Origin of the sequence: [Ruminococcus] torques ATCC 27756 (assembly GCF_000153925.1) — a bacterium.
In the GTDB taxonomy this organism is placed as follows: Bacteria; Bacillota; Clostridia; order Lachnospirales; family Lachnospiraceae; genus Mediterraneibacter; species Mediterraneibacter torques.
The window spans coordinates 80,480-95,477 of the sequence record NZ_DS264346.1 but is presented as its reverse complement, the minus strand read 5'-3'; the positions used below and the strand labels follow the sequence as shown (position 1 = coordinate 95,477).

Annotated in this window: 13 protein-coding genes and 1 pseudogene; 1 reads left to right on the top strand and 13 read right to left on the bottom strand. The window is 44.7% G+C overall.

Features of this window, described 5'->3' with window-relative positions; genetic code table 11:
* Nucleotide 1 precedes the first annotated feature (1 nt).
* From RUMTOR_RS04970 to RUMTOR_RS04910, 12 genes and pseudogenes are all read right to left on the bottom strand, one after another.
* Nucleotides 2–1,054, bottom strand: a complete 1,053-nt coding sequence (locus tag RUMTOR_RS04970; protein WP_022003085.1) for a metallophosphoesterase family protein — start codon at nt 1,052–1,054, stop codon at nt 2–4.
* A 187-nt stretch (nt 1,055–1,241) separates the two neighbouring features.
* Nucleotides 1,242–2,633 (bottom strand): asparagine--tRNA ligase, encoded by a 1,392-nt coding sequence (gene asnS, locus RUMTOR_RS04965; RefSeq protein WP_004846036.1) that lies wholly within the window; start codon nt 2,631–2,633, stop codon nt 1,242–1,244.
* Nucleotides 2,634–2,690: 57 nt separating this feature from the next.
* Nucleotides 2,691–3,632 (bottom strand): alpha/beta fold hydrolase, encoded by a 942-nt coding sequence (locus RUMTOR_RS04960; protein ID WP_004846035.1) that lies wholly within the window; start codon nt 3,630–3,632, stop codon nt 2,691–2,693.
* Between the two features lie 15 nt (nt 3,633–3,647).
* The gene (locus RUMTOR_RS04955; RefSeq protein WP_004846034.1) at nt 3,648–5,018 is read right to left on the bottom strand and encodes a citrate/2-methylcitrate synthase; all 1,371 of its coding nucleotides are present in this window, start codon (nt 5,016–5,018) and stop codon (nt 3,648–3,650) included.
* Nucleotides 5,019–5,445: 427 nt separating this feature from the next.
* Nucleotides 5,446–6,324, bottom strand: a complete 879-nt coding sequence (gene rsmA / locus RUMTOR_RS04950; protein ID WP_004846033.1) for a 16S rRNA (adenine(1518)-N(6)/adenine(1519)-N(6))-dimethyltransferase RsmA — start codon at nt 6,322–6,324, stop codon at nt 5,446–5,448.
* 100 nt (nt 6,325–6,424) lie between these two features.
* Nucleotides 6,425–7,185, bottom strand: a pseudogene (locus tag RUMTOR_RS04945) (TatD family hydrolase).
* A 21-nt stretch (nt 7,186–7,206) separates the two neighbouring features.
* On the bottom strand, nt 7,207–8,469 hold the full coding sequence (locus tag RUMTOR_RS04940; protein WP_004846030.1) for an iron-containing alcohol dehydrogenase: 1,263 nt from the start codon (nt 8,467–8,469) through the stop codon (nt 7,207–7,209).
* A 97-nt stretch (nt 8,470–8,566) separates the two neighbouring features.
* Nucleotides 8,567–10,105, bottom strand: a complete 1,539-nt coding sequence (asnB, locus tag RUMTOR_RS04935) for an asparagine synthase (glutamine-hydrolyzing) (protein WP_004846029.1) — start codon at nt 10,103–10,105, stop codon at nt 8,567–8,569.
* A gap of 100 nt (nt 10,106–10,205) precedes the next feature.
* Nucleotides 10,206–11,177, bottom strand: a complete 972-nt coding sequence (locus tag RUMTOR_RS04930) for an NYN domain-containing protein (RefSeq protein ID WP_004846028.1) — start codon at nt 11,175–11,177, stop codon at nt 10,206–10,208.
* Nucleotides 11,153–11,725 carry a phosphodiesterase gene (gene yfcE, locus RUMTOR_RS04925; RefSeq protein WP_009242509.1) on the bottom strand — a complete coding sequence of 191 codons (573 nt, stop codon included), beginning with the start codon at nt 11,723–11,725 and terminating at the stop codon, nt 11,153–11,155. The genes RUMTOR_RS04930 and yfcE overlap by 25 nt, the downstream gene beginning before the upstream one ends.
* A 188-nt stretch (nt 11,726–11,913) precedes the next feature.
* A complete protein-coding gene (locus RUMTOR_RS04920; protein WP_009242510.1) occupies nt 11,914–13,065 on the bottom strand; it encodes a glycerate kinase family protein in 1,152 nt (383 codons plus the stop codon).
* 651 nt (nt 13,066–13,716) lie between these two features.
* Nucleotides 13,717–13,977, bottom strand: coding sequence for a PBECR2 nuclease fold domain-containing protein (locus RUMTOR_RS04910; RefSeq protein ID WP_009242511.1), 261 nt, complete (start codon nt 13,975–13,977; stop codon nt 13,717–13,719).
* Nucleotides 13,978–14,279: 302 nt separating this feature from the next.
* Between RUMTOR_RS04910 and RUMTOR_RS04905 the strand changes: the two genes are divergently transcribed.
* Nucleotides 14,280–14,792 carry a QueT transporter family protein gene (locus RUMTOR_RS04905; RefSeq protein ID WP_004846021.1) on the top strand — a complete coding sequence of 171 codons (513 nt, stop codon included), beginning with the start codon at nt 14,280–14,282 and terminating at the stop codon, nt 14,790–14,792.
* Between the two features lie 23 nt (nt 14,793–14,815).
* Here the strand turns inward: RUMTOR_RS04905 and RUMTOR_RS13000 are convergent, their stop codons facing one another.
* Nucleotides 14,816–14,983 carry a hypothetical protein gene (locus RUMTOR_RS13000; RefSeq protein WP_155236655.1) on the bottom strand — a complete coding sequence of 56 codons (168 nt, stop codon included), beginning with the start codon at nt 14,981–14,983 and terminating at the stop codon, nt 14,816–14,818.
* Between the last annotated feature and the right edge of the window lie 15 nt (nt 14,984–14,998).

The following is a 14,998-nucleotide window of genomic DNA, read 5'->3' as shown; positions in this document are numbered from 1 at the left end:
TCTATCCCCTGTTTCCCGTCAAAAGCGCTTCCACGCCTTCACAAAGCGCACAATACTCAACACTTCCCTCTTCACAACCTGCAAATTTCTCGATATATCTGCCAAGAAGAGTCTCCTTGTTCTCTGCATAAAGCTTTTCAAAATCATATGCCGGAATTGTCTCGTCCAAAATCTCCAACACGCATCCTTCCTCCGCCAAATGATTCACTTCAAAGGCAATATCGGGATCTCTTTTTCCCGCAAGAGTAATTTTGTAAATATTTTCATTTCCATACTCATTTATAAGTTGCTTTACCCTTTTTCTTATACTTCCTTCCGTATCGCTTCTTTCTACTTCGACAGAACTGTGGATATACTCTCTCCCCGCAAACGGTATCCACTGAATCGCCGCTTTTCCGTCTTTGAGCTCCCCTTTTACATATCCATGCTGCCCGACGTCGTTTTGGTCGATCGGTTCAAGCGCTCCCGCATAAATCATCTTATCTTTTTGCAAAGCCTGCGGTTTATGAATATGTCCCAGGGCGATATATGAAAATCCGGAACGACTCAGCTTCTTTTTATCAAACGGAATATGCCTGTCATCACCTCCGTGAGCCAACAGAATTTCATTCTTTTCAATGCCTGCTGCAGCCACATCGTCATAAAGCGGCTGACAAATTTCCCGTTCATAGTAACTGAGTCCATACACCGCTGTTTCCAATTCCGGAAAATCGACATATTCCAATTTCTTCCCGAACAAAGGATATACATTATCATTCCACTCAAATGAACGATAATTAGAATCCTTCTGCAGATGATCATGATTGCCCGCTATGAGCACAACTTTAGTAGCTGTCAGTTCTGAAAAAAGATAATTGACCTCTTTTAGCTCTCTTACAAGAGGCTGCCTGTGGAAAAGATCTCCGGCAATAAGAAGAAGGTCGGTTCTCTCATCTTCACATACCCCAAGTATTTTCTCAAATGACTCCCACAATTCTCTTCCTCTGCTTTGACTATATACAGCCGCCTCCGGCTGCGCTCCGAGATGTACGTCTGCTATATGAATAAATTTCACGCCCGCTCCCCTTTCAACAATGCTGTTTTCTGCCGGCTGCCACGAACCCGGGCAGGCCCGGACTTTCGCTCGCCGCTATTGCAATAAAAGGACGCCACACAACTGTCGCGCCCTCATGATATACTTTATAATTTTATTCTATATTTATTTCGATGTATTTTTTTACGTCTTACACCGCAAAACGCAATTACAGTTCACAGTTATTTACTGTTCTCGGGAACGGAATCACATCACGGATATTCGACATTCCCGTCAAATACATCACGCATCTTTCAAATCCTAATCCGAAACCTGCATGACGCGTAGAACCGTATTTTCTAAGATCAAGATAAAAGCCATAATCTTTTTCATCAAGACCAAGTTCGTTCATGCGGGCCAGGAGTTTCTCATAGTCGTCTTCTCTCTGACTTCCTCCGATGATTTCCCCGATACCCGGAACAAGACAATCAACTGCCGCAACCGTCTTGCCGTCATCATTTTGTTTCATGTAAAACGCTTTGATTTCTTTCGGGTAATCTGTAACAAATACAGGACGCTTATACACCTGCTCTGTCAAATAACGTTCATGCTCTGTCTGAAGATCACATCCCCAGGAAACCTTATACTCAAACTTATCGTTGTTCTTCTCCAGTATCTCGATCGCCTCTGTGTAAGTAACACGGGCGAAATCAGAATTCGCAACATTATTCAGTCTCTCCAGAAGTCCTTTATCAACGAAAGAATTAAAGAAATTCATCTCTTCCGGCGCGTTTTCAAGAACATAATTGATGACATATTTCAGCATAGACTCTGCCAGATCCATGTCGTCTTCAAGATCTGCAAACGCAATCTCCGGTTCGATCATCCAAAACTCTGCCGCATGACGGGTTGTGTTTGAATTCTCCGCGCGGAATGTCGGGCCGAATGTATAAATACTTCTAAACGCCTGCGCATATGTCTCTCCGTTCAACTGACCGCTTACCGTAAGGCTCGTCTCTTTTCCGAAGAAATCTTTTGTATAATCTACTGTACCATCCTCATTCTTCGGGATCTGATCCATATCAAGAGTCGTAACACGAAACATCTCGCCCGCGCCTTCACAGTCGCTTCCTGTGATCAGCGGCGTATGTACATACACAAACCCTCTCTCCTGAAAGAACTTATGAATCGCATACGCTGCCAGAGAACGCACACGGAATACAGCCTGAAATGTATTCGTTCTCGGACGCAGATGAGAAATCGTTCTCAAATACTCAAACGTATGACGTTTCTTCTGCAGCGGATAATCCGAAGCCGACGCTCCCTCGATCTGCACTTCATCCGCCTGAATCTCAAACGGCTGTTTTGCCTGCGGAGTAGCGACAAGCGTTCCTTTCACAATAATCGCAGCTCCGACGTTCAGTTTAGAAACTTCCGCAAAGTTCTCCATCTCATCATGATATACAATCTGAAGCGGCTCAAAATAAGAACCGTCATTTACTACAATGAAACCAAATGTCTTTGAATCTCTGAGACTACGAACCCAGCCTCCTATCGTTACTTTTTTGCCAAGATATGATTCTCTGTCTTTAAATAATTCCCGAATCGTTGTCAATTCCATATCAGATAACTCCTTCAATCAAATTTCACCGACGCTTTCGCGGCAATAACAATTCTATTATAACACTTTATTTTCCATATGTCCTGCAAGCCACTCAAATAAATCGTCATATACCTGTTCCCGGTCTGATTCGTTTAAAATCTCGTGACGGTCGCCGGTATAGAGCTGCAAAGATACGTCTCTTATCCCTGCCGCCCTGTATTTTTCATATATTTTACGAACGCCTTTTCCGAAGTTTCCCACCGGATCTTCCGAACCTGCCGCAAACAAAATCGGCAGATTCTTCGGAATCATATAGACGCCCTCTTTTCTCTGCATGCTGATCATTCCCGAAAACATGCTGTAATATGCATTTACCGTGAAAACAAATGAGCAGAGCGGGTCGGATACATAAGCGTCCAAATGTTCTCTGTCACTTGTGACCCAGTCGGCTCTTGTCCTCGCCGGTTTGAATTTTCGATTAAAATTTCCCACAACTAAATGATCCACAAAATGACTTCTGTAATGCCAGCCGCGCACAGCCGCCATCAGCCTGCATAAGCGCTTCCCGAACACAAGCGTCGCCTTTTTATGATCGGCAACCGCGCCCATAATGATCGCCCCGCTCAATCCCTTGCCGTACATCTGAATATACTGACGCAAAAGCGAAGACCCCATACTGTGTCCGAGCATAAAATACGGAACGTTCGGATATTTCTTCATCGTCCTCTGCCGAAGTGTATGAATATCGCCTATAACGCATGCATTTCCGTATTTTTCACTGAAAAAACCATATTCTGATTTCGCCTGTACCGACTTCCCGTGTCCAAGGTGATCATTCCCTACGACATAGAAACCCTTGCCGCATAAAAATTCGGCAAATTCATCATATCGCTTGATATACTCCACCATTCCGTGGCAGATCTGCAATACCGCTTTTACCTCGCCCTCCGGTTTCCATTCTATCGTATGAATCTCTGTATTACCGTCTTTTGATGGGAAATAAAACTCGTCTCTCATGTCACTGATGCTTCCTTACCTGTCATCTAATTTTATATAATCGCGGTATGGTGCGAGCGGCTTATACGCAGGACGTATGATCTTATCCACATTTTTAAGCTCTTCCAACCTGTGCGCGCTCCATCCTACAATACGCGCCGCCGCAAAAATCGGTGTGTACAATGCCGGCGGAAGATCGAGCATACTGTAGACAAGTCCGCTGTAAAAATCGACGTTTGCATTAACGCCCTTATACATCTTTCTCTTTTCTCCGATGATCTCAGGCGCAAGGTGCTCTACTTTTTCATAAAGACCGTATTCTGCCTCATGGCCTTTTTCCTTCGCAAGCTTTTTCACAAACCCTTTGAATATATCCGCTCGCGGATCGGAGATCGAATAAACGGCATGTCCCATACCGTAGATCAATCCTTTCCTGTCGAACGCTTTTTTATCAAGAAGCGCCTCCAGATATGCCCGGATCTGATCTTCGTCTTCCCAGTCTGTCAAAACAGACTTCATATCCTCGAACATCTGAGTCACTTTGATGTTCGCGCCGCCGTGCTTCGGTCCTTTCAAAGATGCCATCGCAGCCGCGATCGTAGAATATGTATCCGTTCCCGATGACGTGACAACGTGAGTCGTAAAAGTCGAGTTGTTTCCGCCGCCGTGATCCATGTGAAGCACAAGAGCCATATCCAGGATCTCTGCCTCAAGTTTTGTATATTTACGATCCTCGCGGAGCATCATCAAAATATTTTCCGCTGTGGACAGTTCCGCTTTCGGCGCATAGATATAGAGATCCTCTCCTCTGCGGTAATTATACGCATGATATCCGTATACCATCAGCATCGGAAACTGACTGATGAGGTTCAGACACTGACGGAGAACGTTCGGAATACTCGTATCATCCGCTTTCTCGTCATAAGAATAAAGCTGCAGGATACTTCTCGTAATGCTGTTCATCATATCGCGGCTCGGCGCTTTCATGATGACGTCACGCACGAAGTTCGGAGGAAGCATACGGCGCTCTGCGATCATATTCTGAAACTCTTCCAACTGTGCTTTATTCGGAAGTTCGCCGAACAGAAGCAAGTACGCCGTCTCCTCAAATCCCGGGTGATCCGCCTCGAGGAATCCTCTGACAAGATCTTTGATATTATAACCTCTGTAATACAGATTCCCCTCACACGGTACAGACTTTCCGTCTACGATTTTTGATGCGCACACATCGGAAATGTTCGTAAGTCCGGCAAGCACGCCCTTTCCATTCAGGTCGCGGAGACCTCTTTTCACTTCATACTTCGTGTATAATTCCTTCTCGATCGCATTATTCTGCTCGCACTTAAGAGCAAGTTCTTCAATCTTCGGAGTAATATCAAAAAATATGCTGTCTATATTTTTTGCCATACAACTTCCTCCTTTTTATTTTGGTATATTTGTTTATTATACTAAAAATAAAGAAATTATACAATAAACTGTCTATTAAATATTTATGAATAGACAGTTCAGCCATCCAGATGTCCGCGAAGCATAAAACATGCTTGCATGTTTTTATGAGCGGGCATCTGGATGAGGTGAGCGCCCGGTTATGAGGAAAACTGTGGCGGCAGCCACGATAAGCACGCAGTGCGGTTTTCCGAATGGCGCAAGCTGAACTGTTTTTTTAAGCCATCCAGATGTCCGCGAAGTATAAAACATGCTTGCATGTTTTTATGAGCGGGCATCTGGATGAGATGAGCGCCCGGTTATGAGGAAAACTGTGGCGGCAGCCACGATAAGCACGCAGTGCGGTTTTCCGAATGGCGCAAGCTGAACTGTTTTATTCAGCACGTAATCATTTTTCTCTCAGATCACAAAAATAATTCGCAAGCTGTGCAAACTCCGCAAGTGTCAAAGCTTCGCCTCTCACGCTCGCCCCTTTTCCAAGTTTTTCTATCGCCCCTTCAATCTCCTCTTTTGAAAAATCAATCTCAGGGGAGTTTTTCAAGCCGTTCGCCAATGTTTTTCTCCGCTGATTAAAAGATGCGCGGATTACCCGAAACATCAGCTTTTCATCCCGCACTTCGACAGGCGGATGTTCGTGCCTTTCTAAACGTATCACCGCCGACCCTACTTTCGGTCTGGGCATAAAACAGTTGGGCGGAACATTTGCCACAATATACGGTTTGGCATAATACTGCACCGCAAGAGACAATGCGCCGTAGTCTTTTGTTCCCGGCCCGACCTGCATCCGATCCGCCACTTCTTTCTGTACCATGACCGTAATACTTTTTATCGGAACATGATTTTCAAACAACCCCATAATGATCGGCGTAGTAATATAATAAGGCAGATTTGCAACAACTTTGATCGGTCTGCCCTCATTCTCTTCTTCTACCAACTTTCTGATATCAACTTTGAGCACGTCTTCGTTGATCACACGCACATTGTCATAGCCGTCAAGCGTATCTTCCAAAATCGGGATCAAAGCTCTGTCGATCTCTACTGCGATTACTTTTCCTGCCGCACATGACAAATACTGGGTCATCGTTCCTATTCCCGGACCGATCTCAAGTACGAGATCGTCTTTCCCGATCTCCGCCGCACGGATGATCTTATCTAAAACATGTGTATCGATCAAAAAATTCTGTCCGAATTTCTTTTGAAAAATAAAATTATATTTTTGAAGCACCGCAATCGTATTCTGCGGATTGCCAAGCGTTGGTTCTTTCATACGTTTCCTTCCCAAATCTGTTTTTTCAGAAGTTCCGTGCGGCTTATCATTCTTTGGCTTTCCCCCGCACCTTTTCTTTTTCTCTAAAATCCGTTTTTCTCTAAAGTCCGTATAACTTCCGTGCGTTTTCCTCCGTCTGTAACACGACGTCTTCTGCTGCTGCGCCTTTTAGTGCCGCGATCTCTTCCGCCACATACGGAAGGTAAAGCGAACTGTTTCGCTTTCCTCTATATGGAACAGGCGCAAGGTACGGACAGTCCGTTTCCAGTACGATCGACTCCAAAGGAATCTCCTGAACGACCTGTTTTAGTTTCTTTGCATTCTTAAAAGTTACCACTCCGCCAATTCCGATATAATACCCCATTTTCACATACTCTTTTGCCATCTCCGCCGAGTATGAATAACAGTGTATCACGCCGCGCAGTCCCGACGCATATTCTTTCATAATCTCCATCGTATCTGCGGCAGCCTCCCTGCTGTGGATAATGACCGGTTTCTCTTTTTTCGCGCAAGATCGAGCTGTCTGATAAACCATTCTTTTTGAAGATCATGATTTTCCTTATCCCAATAATAATCCAGACCGATTTCTCCGACCGCCTTGATCTTTTCTTTATCAAGAAGACGTTCCATCCTTGCAAACTGAGTTTCATCAAGATTTCCGACTTCGTCGGGATGAACGCCGATCGCCCCGTACACAAACGGATACTCTTCTGTCAGTTTTACGATCTTATCCCATGACAGGATTGTAGAACCTGCATCCATTATCATGCCGATTCCCGCATCCTGCATCTTCCCCAGGATTTCCTCCCGGTCCTCATCAAACTGCTCATCATCATAATGAGCATGTGTATCGATTATCATCTTTTCAGAATCCTTTCTCTCTTATTTATCCTGACAACACTGCCGGTCTTTCTCGCTTGAGCCTTGTACACACACGTTTAAGAGAAATCTTTCAAACTCCCGTCTGTTCCACACTTCCGGCGTCGGATAAAGCGGATTTGCCTCTTTTTCCGCCCATTTTGCGATCTGCTTCACATCCGTTTTTCGGATCATCTCCGGATATTGCGGAATCTGCATCTTCACTTTCAGTTCTTCGATCCATCCGATAAACGCATCCGCCTTCACACTGTCAGACTCCTGCGGTGTCGTAAGTCTGCACACATCACTTAATTCCGCCAGTTTCTTACATGCCGCGTCTCCATATGCCCGCATCACATAAGGAAGAAAAATCGCCATTGCCAGTCCATGAGGCGTTCCATACAATCCGCCGACCGCATGGCCGATCGCATGAACATATCCGACTCCTCCTCTTGTAAATGCCCGTCCTGCATAAAACGCCGCCTGCTGCATCTTCTGTCTCGCCTCGATATCGCTTCCGTTTTCATATACTTTCAGCAGATTTTCATAGATCAGTCTGACAGCTTTCCTGCACAATTCCCGCTCTGTATCACTGTTATATTTATCATTTGTATACGCTTCCACCGCATGACACAAAGCATCCATCCCCGTCATAGCGGTAACGTCCGGCGGCAGTCCCAGCGTCAGTTCGGGATCGAGCACCGCATACTTTGGCATAAGCCGCAGATCATTGATCGCCGCCTTATGGTGCGTCGCTGTATCCGTGATAACTGCCGATATCGTCGTTTCCGAGCCGGATCCTGCCGTTGTAGGAACCGCAAACAACATCGGAATCTGCTTGACAACCCGAAACAACCCCTGCAGCTGCCTTATCTGTCTGTTCGGTCTTGCGATACGCGCTCCAACCGCTTTCGCACAGTCAAGAGGCGCTCCTCCGCCCAGCGCAAGCATACAGTCACACCCATTTTCCAGAAACACTTTCACCGCATCTTCCACATTTTCATCGGTAGGATTTTGTTCTACCTTATTGTAGATGACATACAAAAGTCCCTGTTCTTCCATCTCTTCAAGCACTCCGTCAAGAAGCCCTCGCCCGATCAGAGTAGGACCTGTAACGATAAGCGCCTTTTTTAACCCTCTCCGTTTGATCGCCGCAGGAAGGTGGCGGACCGCTCCCGCTCCCTTCATCAATTTCGGCGTCCGCCACGGGATAGTGGAAATTCCGGCTTTCATAACTGATTGAAACATTCTGCAATACATTTTCTTGACGCTTTTCTTTGTCGTCATATATACGCATCCCCTTATTAAATTCACATCATCATACACGCATCATTATCGCGCGCAAATATTTATACTTAAAATAAAACTCTTTTCTTTCTCCCCATTATCTTTTCACAAAATACTCTTCATACCATACGAGGAAAGTATAGATTGTCCACACTTTTCTCCAGTTATCCGAATTGCCTCCTACATACTCGTCAAAAATAGCCCGTATCTCTTCAACATGAAAGAATTTTTCCGCGATATCGCTCGCAAAAAGTCTTCTCACGTCCGCATTATACCGATCATCCGCCATCCAGATACGAATCGGCACAATAAATCCGAGTTTCTTGCGAAATGCAATTTCTTCCGGAAGCACTTTTGCAGCCGCTGTACGAAGAGCGACTTTATTCTGTTCTTCATTTACCTTGTACTCCGACGGCATTCTTGATGCAATGTCAAAAATTCTTCTGTCCGTCAGCGGCATTCTTATCTCAAGTCCCGCTGCCAGACTCATCTTATCTACATTGAGATAAATATCGCCTTCAAGCCAGATCTGAATATCTACATCAGACATTTTAGTCAGAGGATCAAGACCTTCCGTTTCCTCGTAAATCCCCCGCGCAAGTTCGATCGGAAGTACGTCCGGATCGTATTTTTTCAAAATCCGCTTCTTCTCATCCTCTTTCATGATATTTGTATTTCCGACATAAAATGTCTTTAAATTCTCCCCGTATCTTTCTGCGTTGCGATACATATTATATCCGCCGAAAAATTCATCTGCGCCTTCACCTGAATAACAGATTTTCGTATGCTTTGCGGTTTCTCTGCACGCAATGGCAAACGCGATCGCCGACGCGTCTCCAAGCGGCTGTTCCATATTGTACATCACATACGGGACAACAGCGAAATATTCCTCCGGAGTGATCCGGCATCGAAGATTTTTTCTTCCCAAAATATCAGCCGTCTGTTTCGCCAGACCCGATTCGTCAAAGCGTTCCTCGTCATATCCGCACGAATCTGTCGTCTCTACATCCGACATTGCCAAAACGTAAGACGAATCGACGCCGCCTGATAAAAATGACTCCGCATACTCTTCTTTTGTTTTTACTTCCGGCATGATCTCGCCTATCGTCGTATGGATCTCATCTGCCCACTGCTCCAGTGTACGGCTATTGTCCGGATGAAACTGAGGCATCCAATAACGCTCTATCGTAAGCTTTCCGTTCTGCCATACAAGATACCGGCCCGGAAGCAGCTTTTTCAGACCGCGGAAAAATGTATTTTCGCCCGCCACATAAGTAAGGCTTAAATAAAGCTGAAGCATCTCTTCGTTTAATTCTTTTACAAATCCCGGCTGTTCCATAATCTTTCGGATCGTTGTTCCGTAAAGCAGTTTTCCGTCCGCCGTTTCGTAATAATAAAACGGTTTTGTTCCAAACTGATCTCTTAAGCAAAACAGTTTCTCTTCCGCTTCATCCCACAGGGCAAAGGCAAACATCCCGTGCATGTGATCTGCCATCTCATTTCCCCATGTTTCATATGCCTTCACAAGGATCTGTTCCTCACGCTCTTCCCTTGTCAGATCAAGAGGAATATCCAGTCTTTCGCAAAGTTCTTCCCAGTTTCTTATATGACCTCTGTATTCTTTTACTTTTATCATCTGTTTCCACTCCCAACTTTACGCCGCCCATATTGCAGGGGCATATCGGCTTTTATCAACTCTTTTGTTACACGGCTATTATAAACGAAAGCCTGTCATGTTACAAGACCGGCGCATACACCGCTTTCGTCCTTTCTCCTTCTCCTTGAAGTTCCACTTCCGGAAAGCTTTGAATGTATTGCTTAAATTGTGAATAACCATAATCTCTCACTTTAAAATCCGCGAATTTCAGTCTGATCCGATTGCCCAAAGCGCTCAATGGGATTCCTGATTCCCCGCTTGCTTCGATCTGATACAAAATATATTCTTCTACCATTTCTTTTCTGCTCTTATCTTCATTGAGCGCTACAGATACTTTTGTTCCCTCCTGAATGAGCATTAAACGAGGAAGCGTTTCCAAAAATTTGGACAAAAGACTATAACCATAGCGGCGGACATCAAAATCAGGATATAGCTTGACAAGCCTGCTCCCGACTTCGCCAAGTCCCGTCTCTCTGTCATTGTTTTTATTCTCCGTAATAATCTTAACGACCGCTTCTTCCACTTGTTCTTTCGTAGCCGAAATCATTTTTTTCGATTCTTTTCCACTTACAGTATGGAAAACGGTTTTTTCCTCCCTCTCGGAAACGCCCATCATATTATCTTCCAAAAGAAGTTCCAGTTCCGTAAAGATCTCGCATGCCTTACGAAACGGCAGGGGCGTTTTCGCCTCTCCCATTCCGATCACACGCTTCCCGCTCTCCCGCAGCCTGCTTGCAAGCCTTGTAAAATCGCTGTCGCTTGAAACAAGACAGAACCCCTCGAGTTCGCTCGCATACAGCATATCCATAGCGTCAATGATCATTGCCGAGTCAGTTGCATTTTTTCCGTAAGTATAACTAAACTGCTGGATCGGAGTGATAGAGTTCTGCAAAAGTTCTTCCTTCCACCCCGCGCTGTTCGGACGGGTCCAGTCTCCGTAGATCCTTTTATATGTTACATTTCCATATTTCGACAGTTCATCTAAGATCGGTTTAATATATTTTGCGGACACATTATCCGCATCAATTAAAAGCGCGAATCTTTCTTCCATTCTCTGTATACCTCCCCACTCATATTTTTCCACGTAAATGTTCCCTTTTCATAAACCATATAGCTGTGGGAAGAACCTTCTTTCGGAATCGAAACCGATCCCGGGTTCAGATACATATACTCATTTCCGTTCTCATCCGCTATTTTCTCACAGGCAGGCACATGCGTATGCCCGTTCAGCAAAATGTCTCCGTTCTTCAGCGGAGGCATACACTGAGGATTGTGCACATGTCCGTGGGATGCAAAAACCACGCCTGTATCCTCAAGCTGCAGTACACAATAATCTGCCATGACCGGAAACTCTAAAACCATCTGGTCTACATCGGCTTCACAGTTTCCCCTCACACAGAGCAGTTCCTCCTTGACTTCATTCAACATCCGTATCACTTCTTTCGGGGCGTAGCCTTTCGGCAGATCATTGCGGGGCCCATGATATAAAAGATCTCCTAAAAGAAGGAGTCTGTCCGCTTTTTCTCTTCGATACGCCTCAAGCATCTGTCCACAATACACAGCCGAACCATGTATATCTGACGCGATCATCCACTTCATACTTTTTCTCCACATATTTAGATTTGACAGTTTTCAAACTACATAAAACATTGTCCCTGTCCCTTTATTTTTATCATTTTAACATAATTTTTCTATTTTTGTAAATCTGCCCTCCTGACAGGCTGCTATATCACAAACACCGCAAAAGACCCGAGCATTTTACGAAATTTTCTTTTATGCACAGCCGGTCATAATCTCCACAAACGGTATGCCTGCTCAACTGCCGCTTCCATATTTGCCTCCGCATTTTCCCGCTTCATTGCCGCTTCAAGAGAAACCGCCTCTCTTAATATCGGAAAGAATGCATCGATCCCCTGCTCATTGCATGCTCCGGCGTCACGCGCAGCAGCCCCGGCAAATGCAATGACCGGTTTTCCATATTTCTTCGCAATCTTTGCAATCCCGATCGGCGCTTTTCCCATAGCGGTCTGTCCGTCCATACGCCCTTCCCCGGTAATCACAAGATCAGCCTTTGCAATTTCCTGCTCCAAGCCTGTTTCTTTTATTACAATCTGGATACCGGATTCCAACTGTGCATCCATAAATGTAAGAAATGCAAATCCCAAACCGCCTGCCGCCCCCGTACCCGGATACATAGAATCTGCTTTCGGAATCTTTTTCTTCACCAAAGACGCATAAGAAAAGAGAAGACGATCTAACCTTTCGGTCATCTCTTCATCCGCGCCTTTCTGCGGACCGTACACAGCGCTTGCTCCTGTCTCTCCGCACAATACGTTCGTTACGTCACAGGCAATCTTGAATTTACATTCCGCAAGTTCAGGGATCACGTTATCATCTGTAATCTCCGCCAGTTCTTCCAGACCCCTTGCCCCAATCGGAATCTGTTCCCCGTTTTCCTTCAGCAGGCCAAAACCCAAAGCCTGAAGCATTCCTGCTCCCCCGTCGTTTGTCGCGCTTCCTCCGATCCCGACAATAAATTTCCTGCATCCGTTTCGCACAGCGTCTTTTATCACTTCTCCCACACCGTAAGTTGTCGTATACAACGGATTTCGTTCTTCCTCTGAAAGAAGAGTCAGCCCTGCCGCTTTCGCAATCTCAATGACCGCTGTTTTCTCTTCTGTTTTTCCACCTGTATTCTCGATCACACCATACTCGCACACAACCGTTTTTCCGATCGGTCCGGTTACAGAAACTTTCCGTATCGTTCCGTTCATACCGGACACCAACGCTTCCACTGTCCCCTCGCCTCCGTCTGCCAGCGGTCTGACATGCACTTTTGCTTCAGGATCAACTTTATGAATTCCCTTTGCGGCGGCTTTTCCCGCCTGTACCGAAGTCATACTCCCTTTAAACGAATCAATCGCCGCCACAATTTCCATAAATCCATCCATTCCTTTCACTTTACTCAGACAGAAAACATTATAAAAATGTTTCCCCGCACTTGTTTGTCATCATATAAATACCTTCAATGTACACAGCGTATCATTTCTTTTTTTACATTTCAATAACTTTGCACGACCGATTCCTAAAGAATGATCCGGCAACACTATCACCATGAAAGGATGTGTTACTATTCCCACTCCAAAACGACAGTATACTACTGACGATATTTATAAATTACCAGATTTCATAAGAGTAACTCTATTTGATGGGGAAATATTGACGAATGATTGGACAAATCTGATTATAGACGAAGAGGTCTTTAAGAATCTCCCTTCTGAAGATCACCACAAAACGTACCGACTTTCTATAGTAAAATCTGAATAGCCCTTGTATCGCTCTGATGGATATACTATATTAAAGACATAAAAGGAACAACCGCCCACAAGGGGGGGGGTGACCTCGACAAGATTGTAATAGAATCACCACCCTGAAACCGGTCAAAGTTTAGAGGGTGGTTTTCTATGCCTTAAAGCTCTATCTGATAAACGTAAATACGAATGTCAGCAATGCCAGAATGAACATTCCAAAGTTTAGGATTGATGGCACTAACGAAAAGATTCGCCTCGGAAAGTTGATGGGCAAGGACTTCATAATAACGTCCTTTTAGGTCTAAGTTTTTTTGGGGGCGGTACAATTTGTTGCCAACAATGTATTGTATTGTTATCTTTAATAATAAAATCCGGGGCAGATATGATATCATTCAAATAATCTGTAACTTCTTTATATACTTCTGGGTGTCTATCCAAAATATGCTGAAGCTGATTATCTGTAATAATAACTTCATCCGTTACGATATCTTCGGTTATACAACTATATATGCTTTTATTAATTCTACCAATGGTATGCACTTTTGATACCTCTTTTACATTAGATGCTGATGATTGGAAAATTAACTAACAGAATGCTGGGGACGGCTTGAATTCCAACGCTCTCCGTGCTATACTAACCCACGTTACAAAAACCCGAAAAATAAGGTCTTACAAGGGTTTCGCCGATTTCCGGCGTAAGCCAAATACCTGCGGTATTTGACTCTCGCGACATTCGCCAAATGGATGTGCAAGCACCTCCACATGGCTCATTGTTTCGCGGAAAATGAATCGTGTGTTCGTGACCTTCCACACGTAAAACAAAACTAAAGGAGAATTGAAAAATGAAAACAACTCAACAAAGCAAAGTGCTTTTCATGGCACAGGCGGCGATGATCGCCGCAATCTACGTCGTACTGACTATGCTCGGCGCATCTTTTGCATTCGGAGAAGTGCAGATCCGCTTTTCGGAAGCGCTGACAATTCTGCCCGCAATCACACCTGCGGGAATTCCCGGAGTATTTTTAGGATGTCTTATCAGCAACATATTAGGCGGAGCAATCTTGCCGGATATTATTTTCGGAAGCATCGCCACATTGATCGGAGCTTTATTTACATGGCAGCTTCGCAATAAAAGCAAATATTTAGCGCCGGTTCCTCCGATCATCGCAAACGCGCTCATCGTTCCGTTTATTTTAAAATACGGTTATGCAGTTCCTCTTCCGATCCCGTTTATGATGCTGACAGTAGGTCTGGGGGAAGTGATCTCCTGCGGAGTTCTCGGAATGATACTGTACACAGCACTGAATAAATATAAAGGGTTTTATTTAAACCTTCCATATCATAAAATATTCTAAAGCATGCGGCAGTTCAGCTTGCGTCATTCGCAAAACTCATTCGCAAAACGCACTCCGCGCTTATTGCGGCCAAACATCTGAAGCGCTGCTAACATACGATACAAAAAATATCCGTGAGATACGTTTTTCGCATCCCACGGATATTTTTTATCACTTATATTTACCTTTCCGGTATGTGCCGCGCCAATCAACTTCCTGAGGAAAGT

Coding starts and splice junctions, on each gene's coding strand:
- RUMTOR_RS04960 (WP_004846035.1), bottom strand. CDS start 3,632: ATGAGAGACGAGTTTTATTTCCCATCAAAAGACGGTAATACAGAGATT.
- yfcE (WP_009242509.1), bottom strand. CDS start 11,725: ATGAAGTGGATGATCGCGTCAGATATACATGGTTCGGCTGTGTATTGT.
- asnS (WP_004846036.1), bottom strand. CDS start 2,633: ATGGAATTGACAACGATTCGGGAATTATTTAAAGACAGAGAATCATAT.
- RUMTOR_RS04930 (WP_004846028.1), bottom strand. CDS start 11,177: ATGGAAGAAAGATTCGCGCTTTTAATTGATGCGGATAATGTGTCCGCA.
- rsmA (WP_004846033.1), bottom strand. CDS start 6,324: ATGAAAGAACCAACGCTTGGCAATCCGCAGAATACGATTGCGGTGCTT.
- RUMTOR_RS04920 (WP_009242510.1), bottom strand. CDS start 13,065: ATGGAAATTGTGGCGGCGATTGATTCGTTTAAAGGGAGTATGACTTCG.
- RUMTOR_RS04905 (WP_004846021.1), top strand. CDS start 14,280: ATGAAAACAACTCAACAAAGCAAAGTGCTTTTCATGGCACAGGCGGCG.
- RUMTOR_RS04940 (WP_004846030.1), bottom strand. CDS start 8,469: ATGACGACAAAGAAAAGCGTCAAGAAAATGTATTGCAGAATGTTTCAA.
- RUMTOR_RS04955 (WP_004846034.1), bottom strand. CDS start 5,018: ATGGCAAAAAATATAGACAGCATATTTTTTGATATTACTCCGAAGATT.
- asnB (WP_004846029.1), bottom strand. CDS start 10,105: ATGATAAAAGTAAAAGAATACAGAGGTCATATAAGAAACTGGGAAGAA.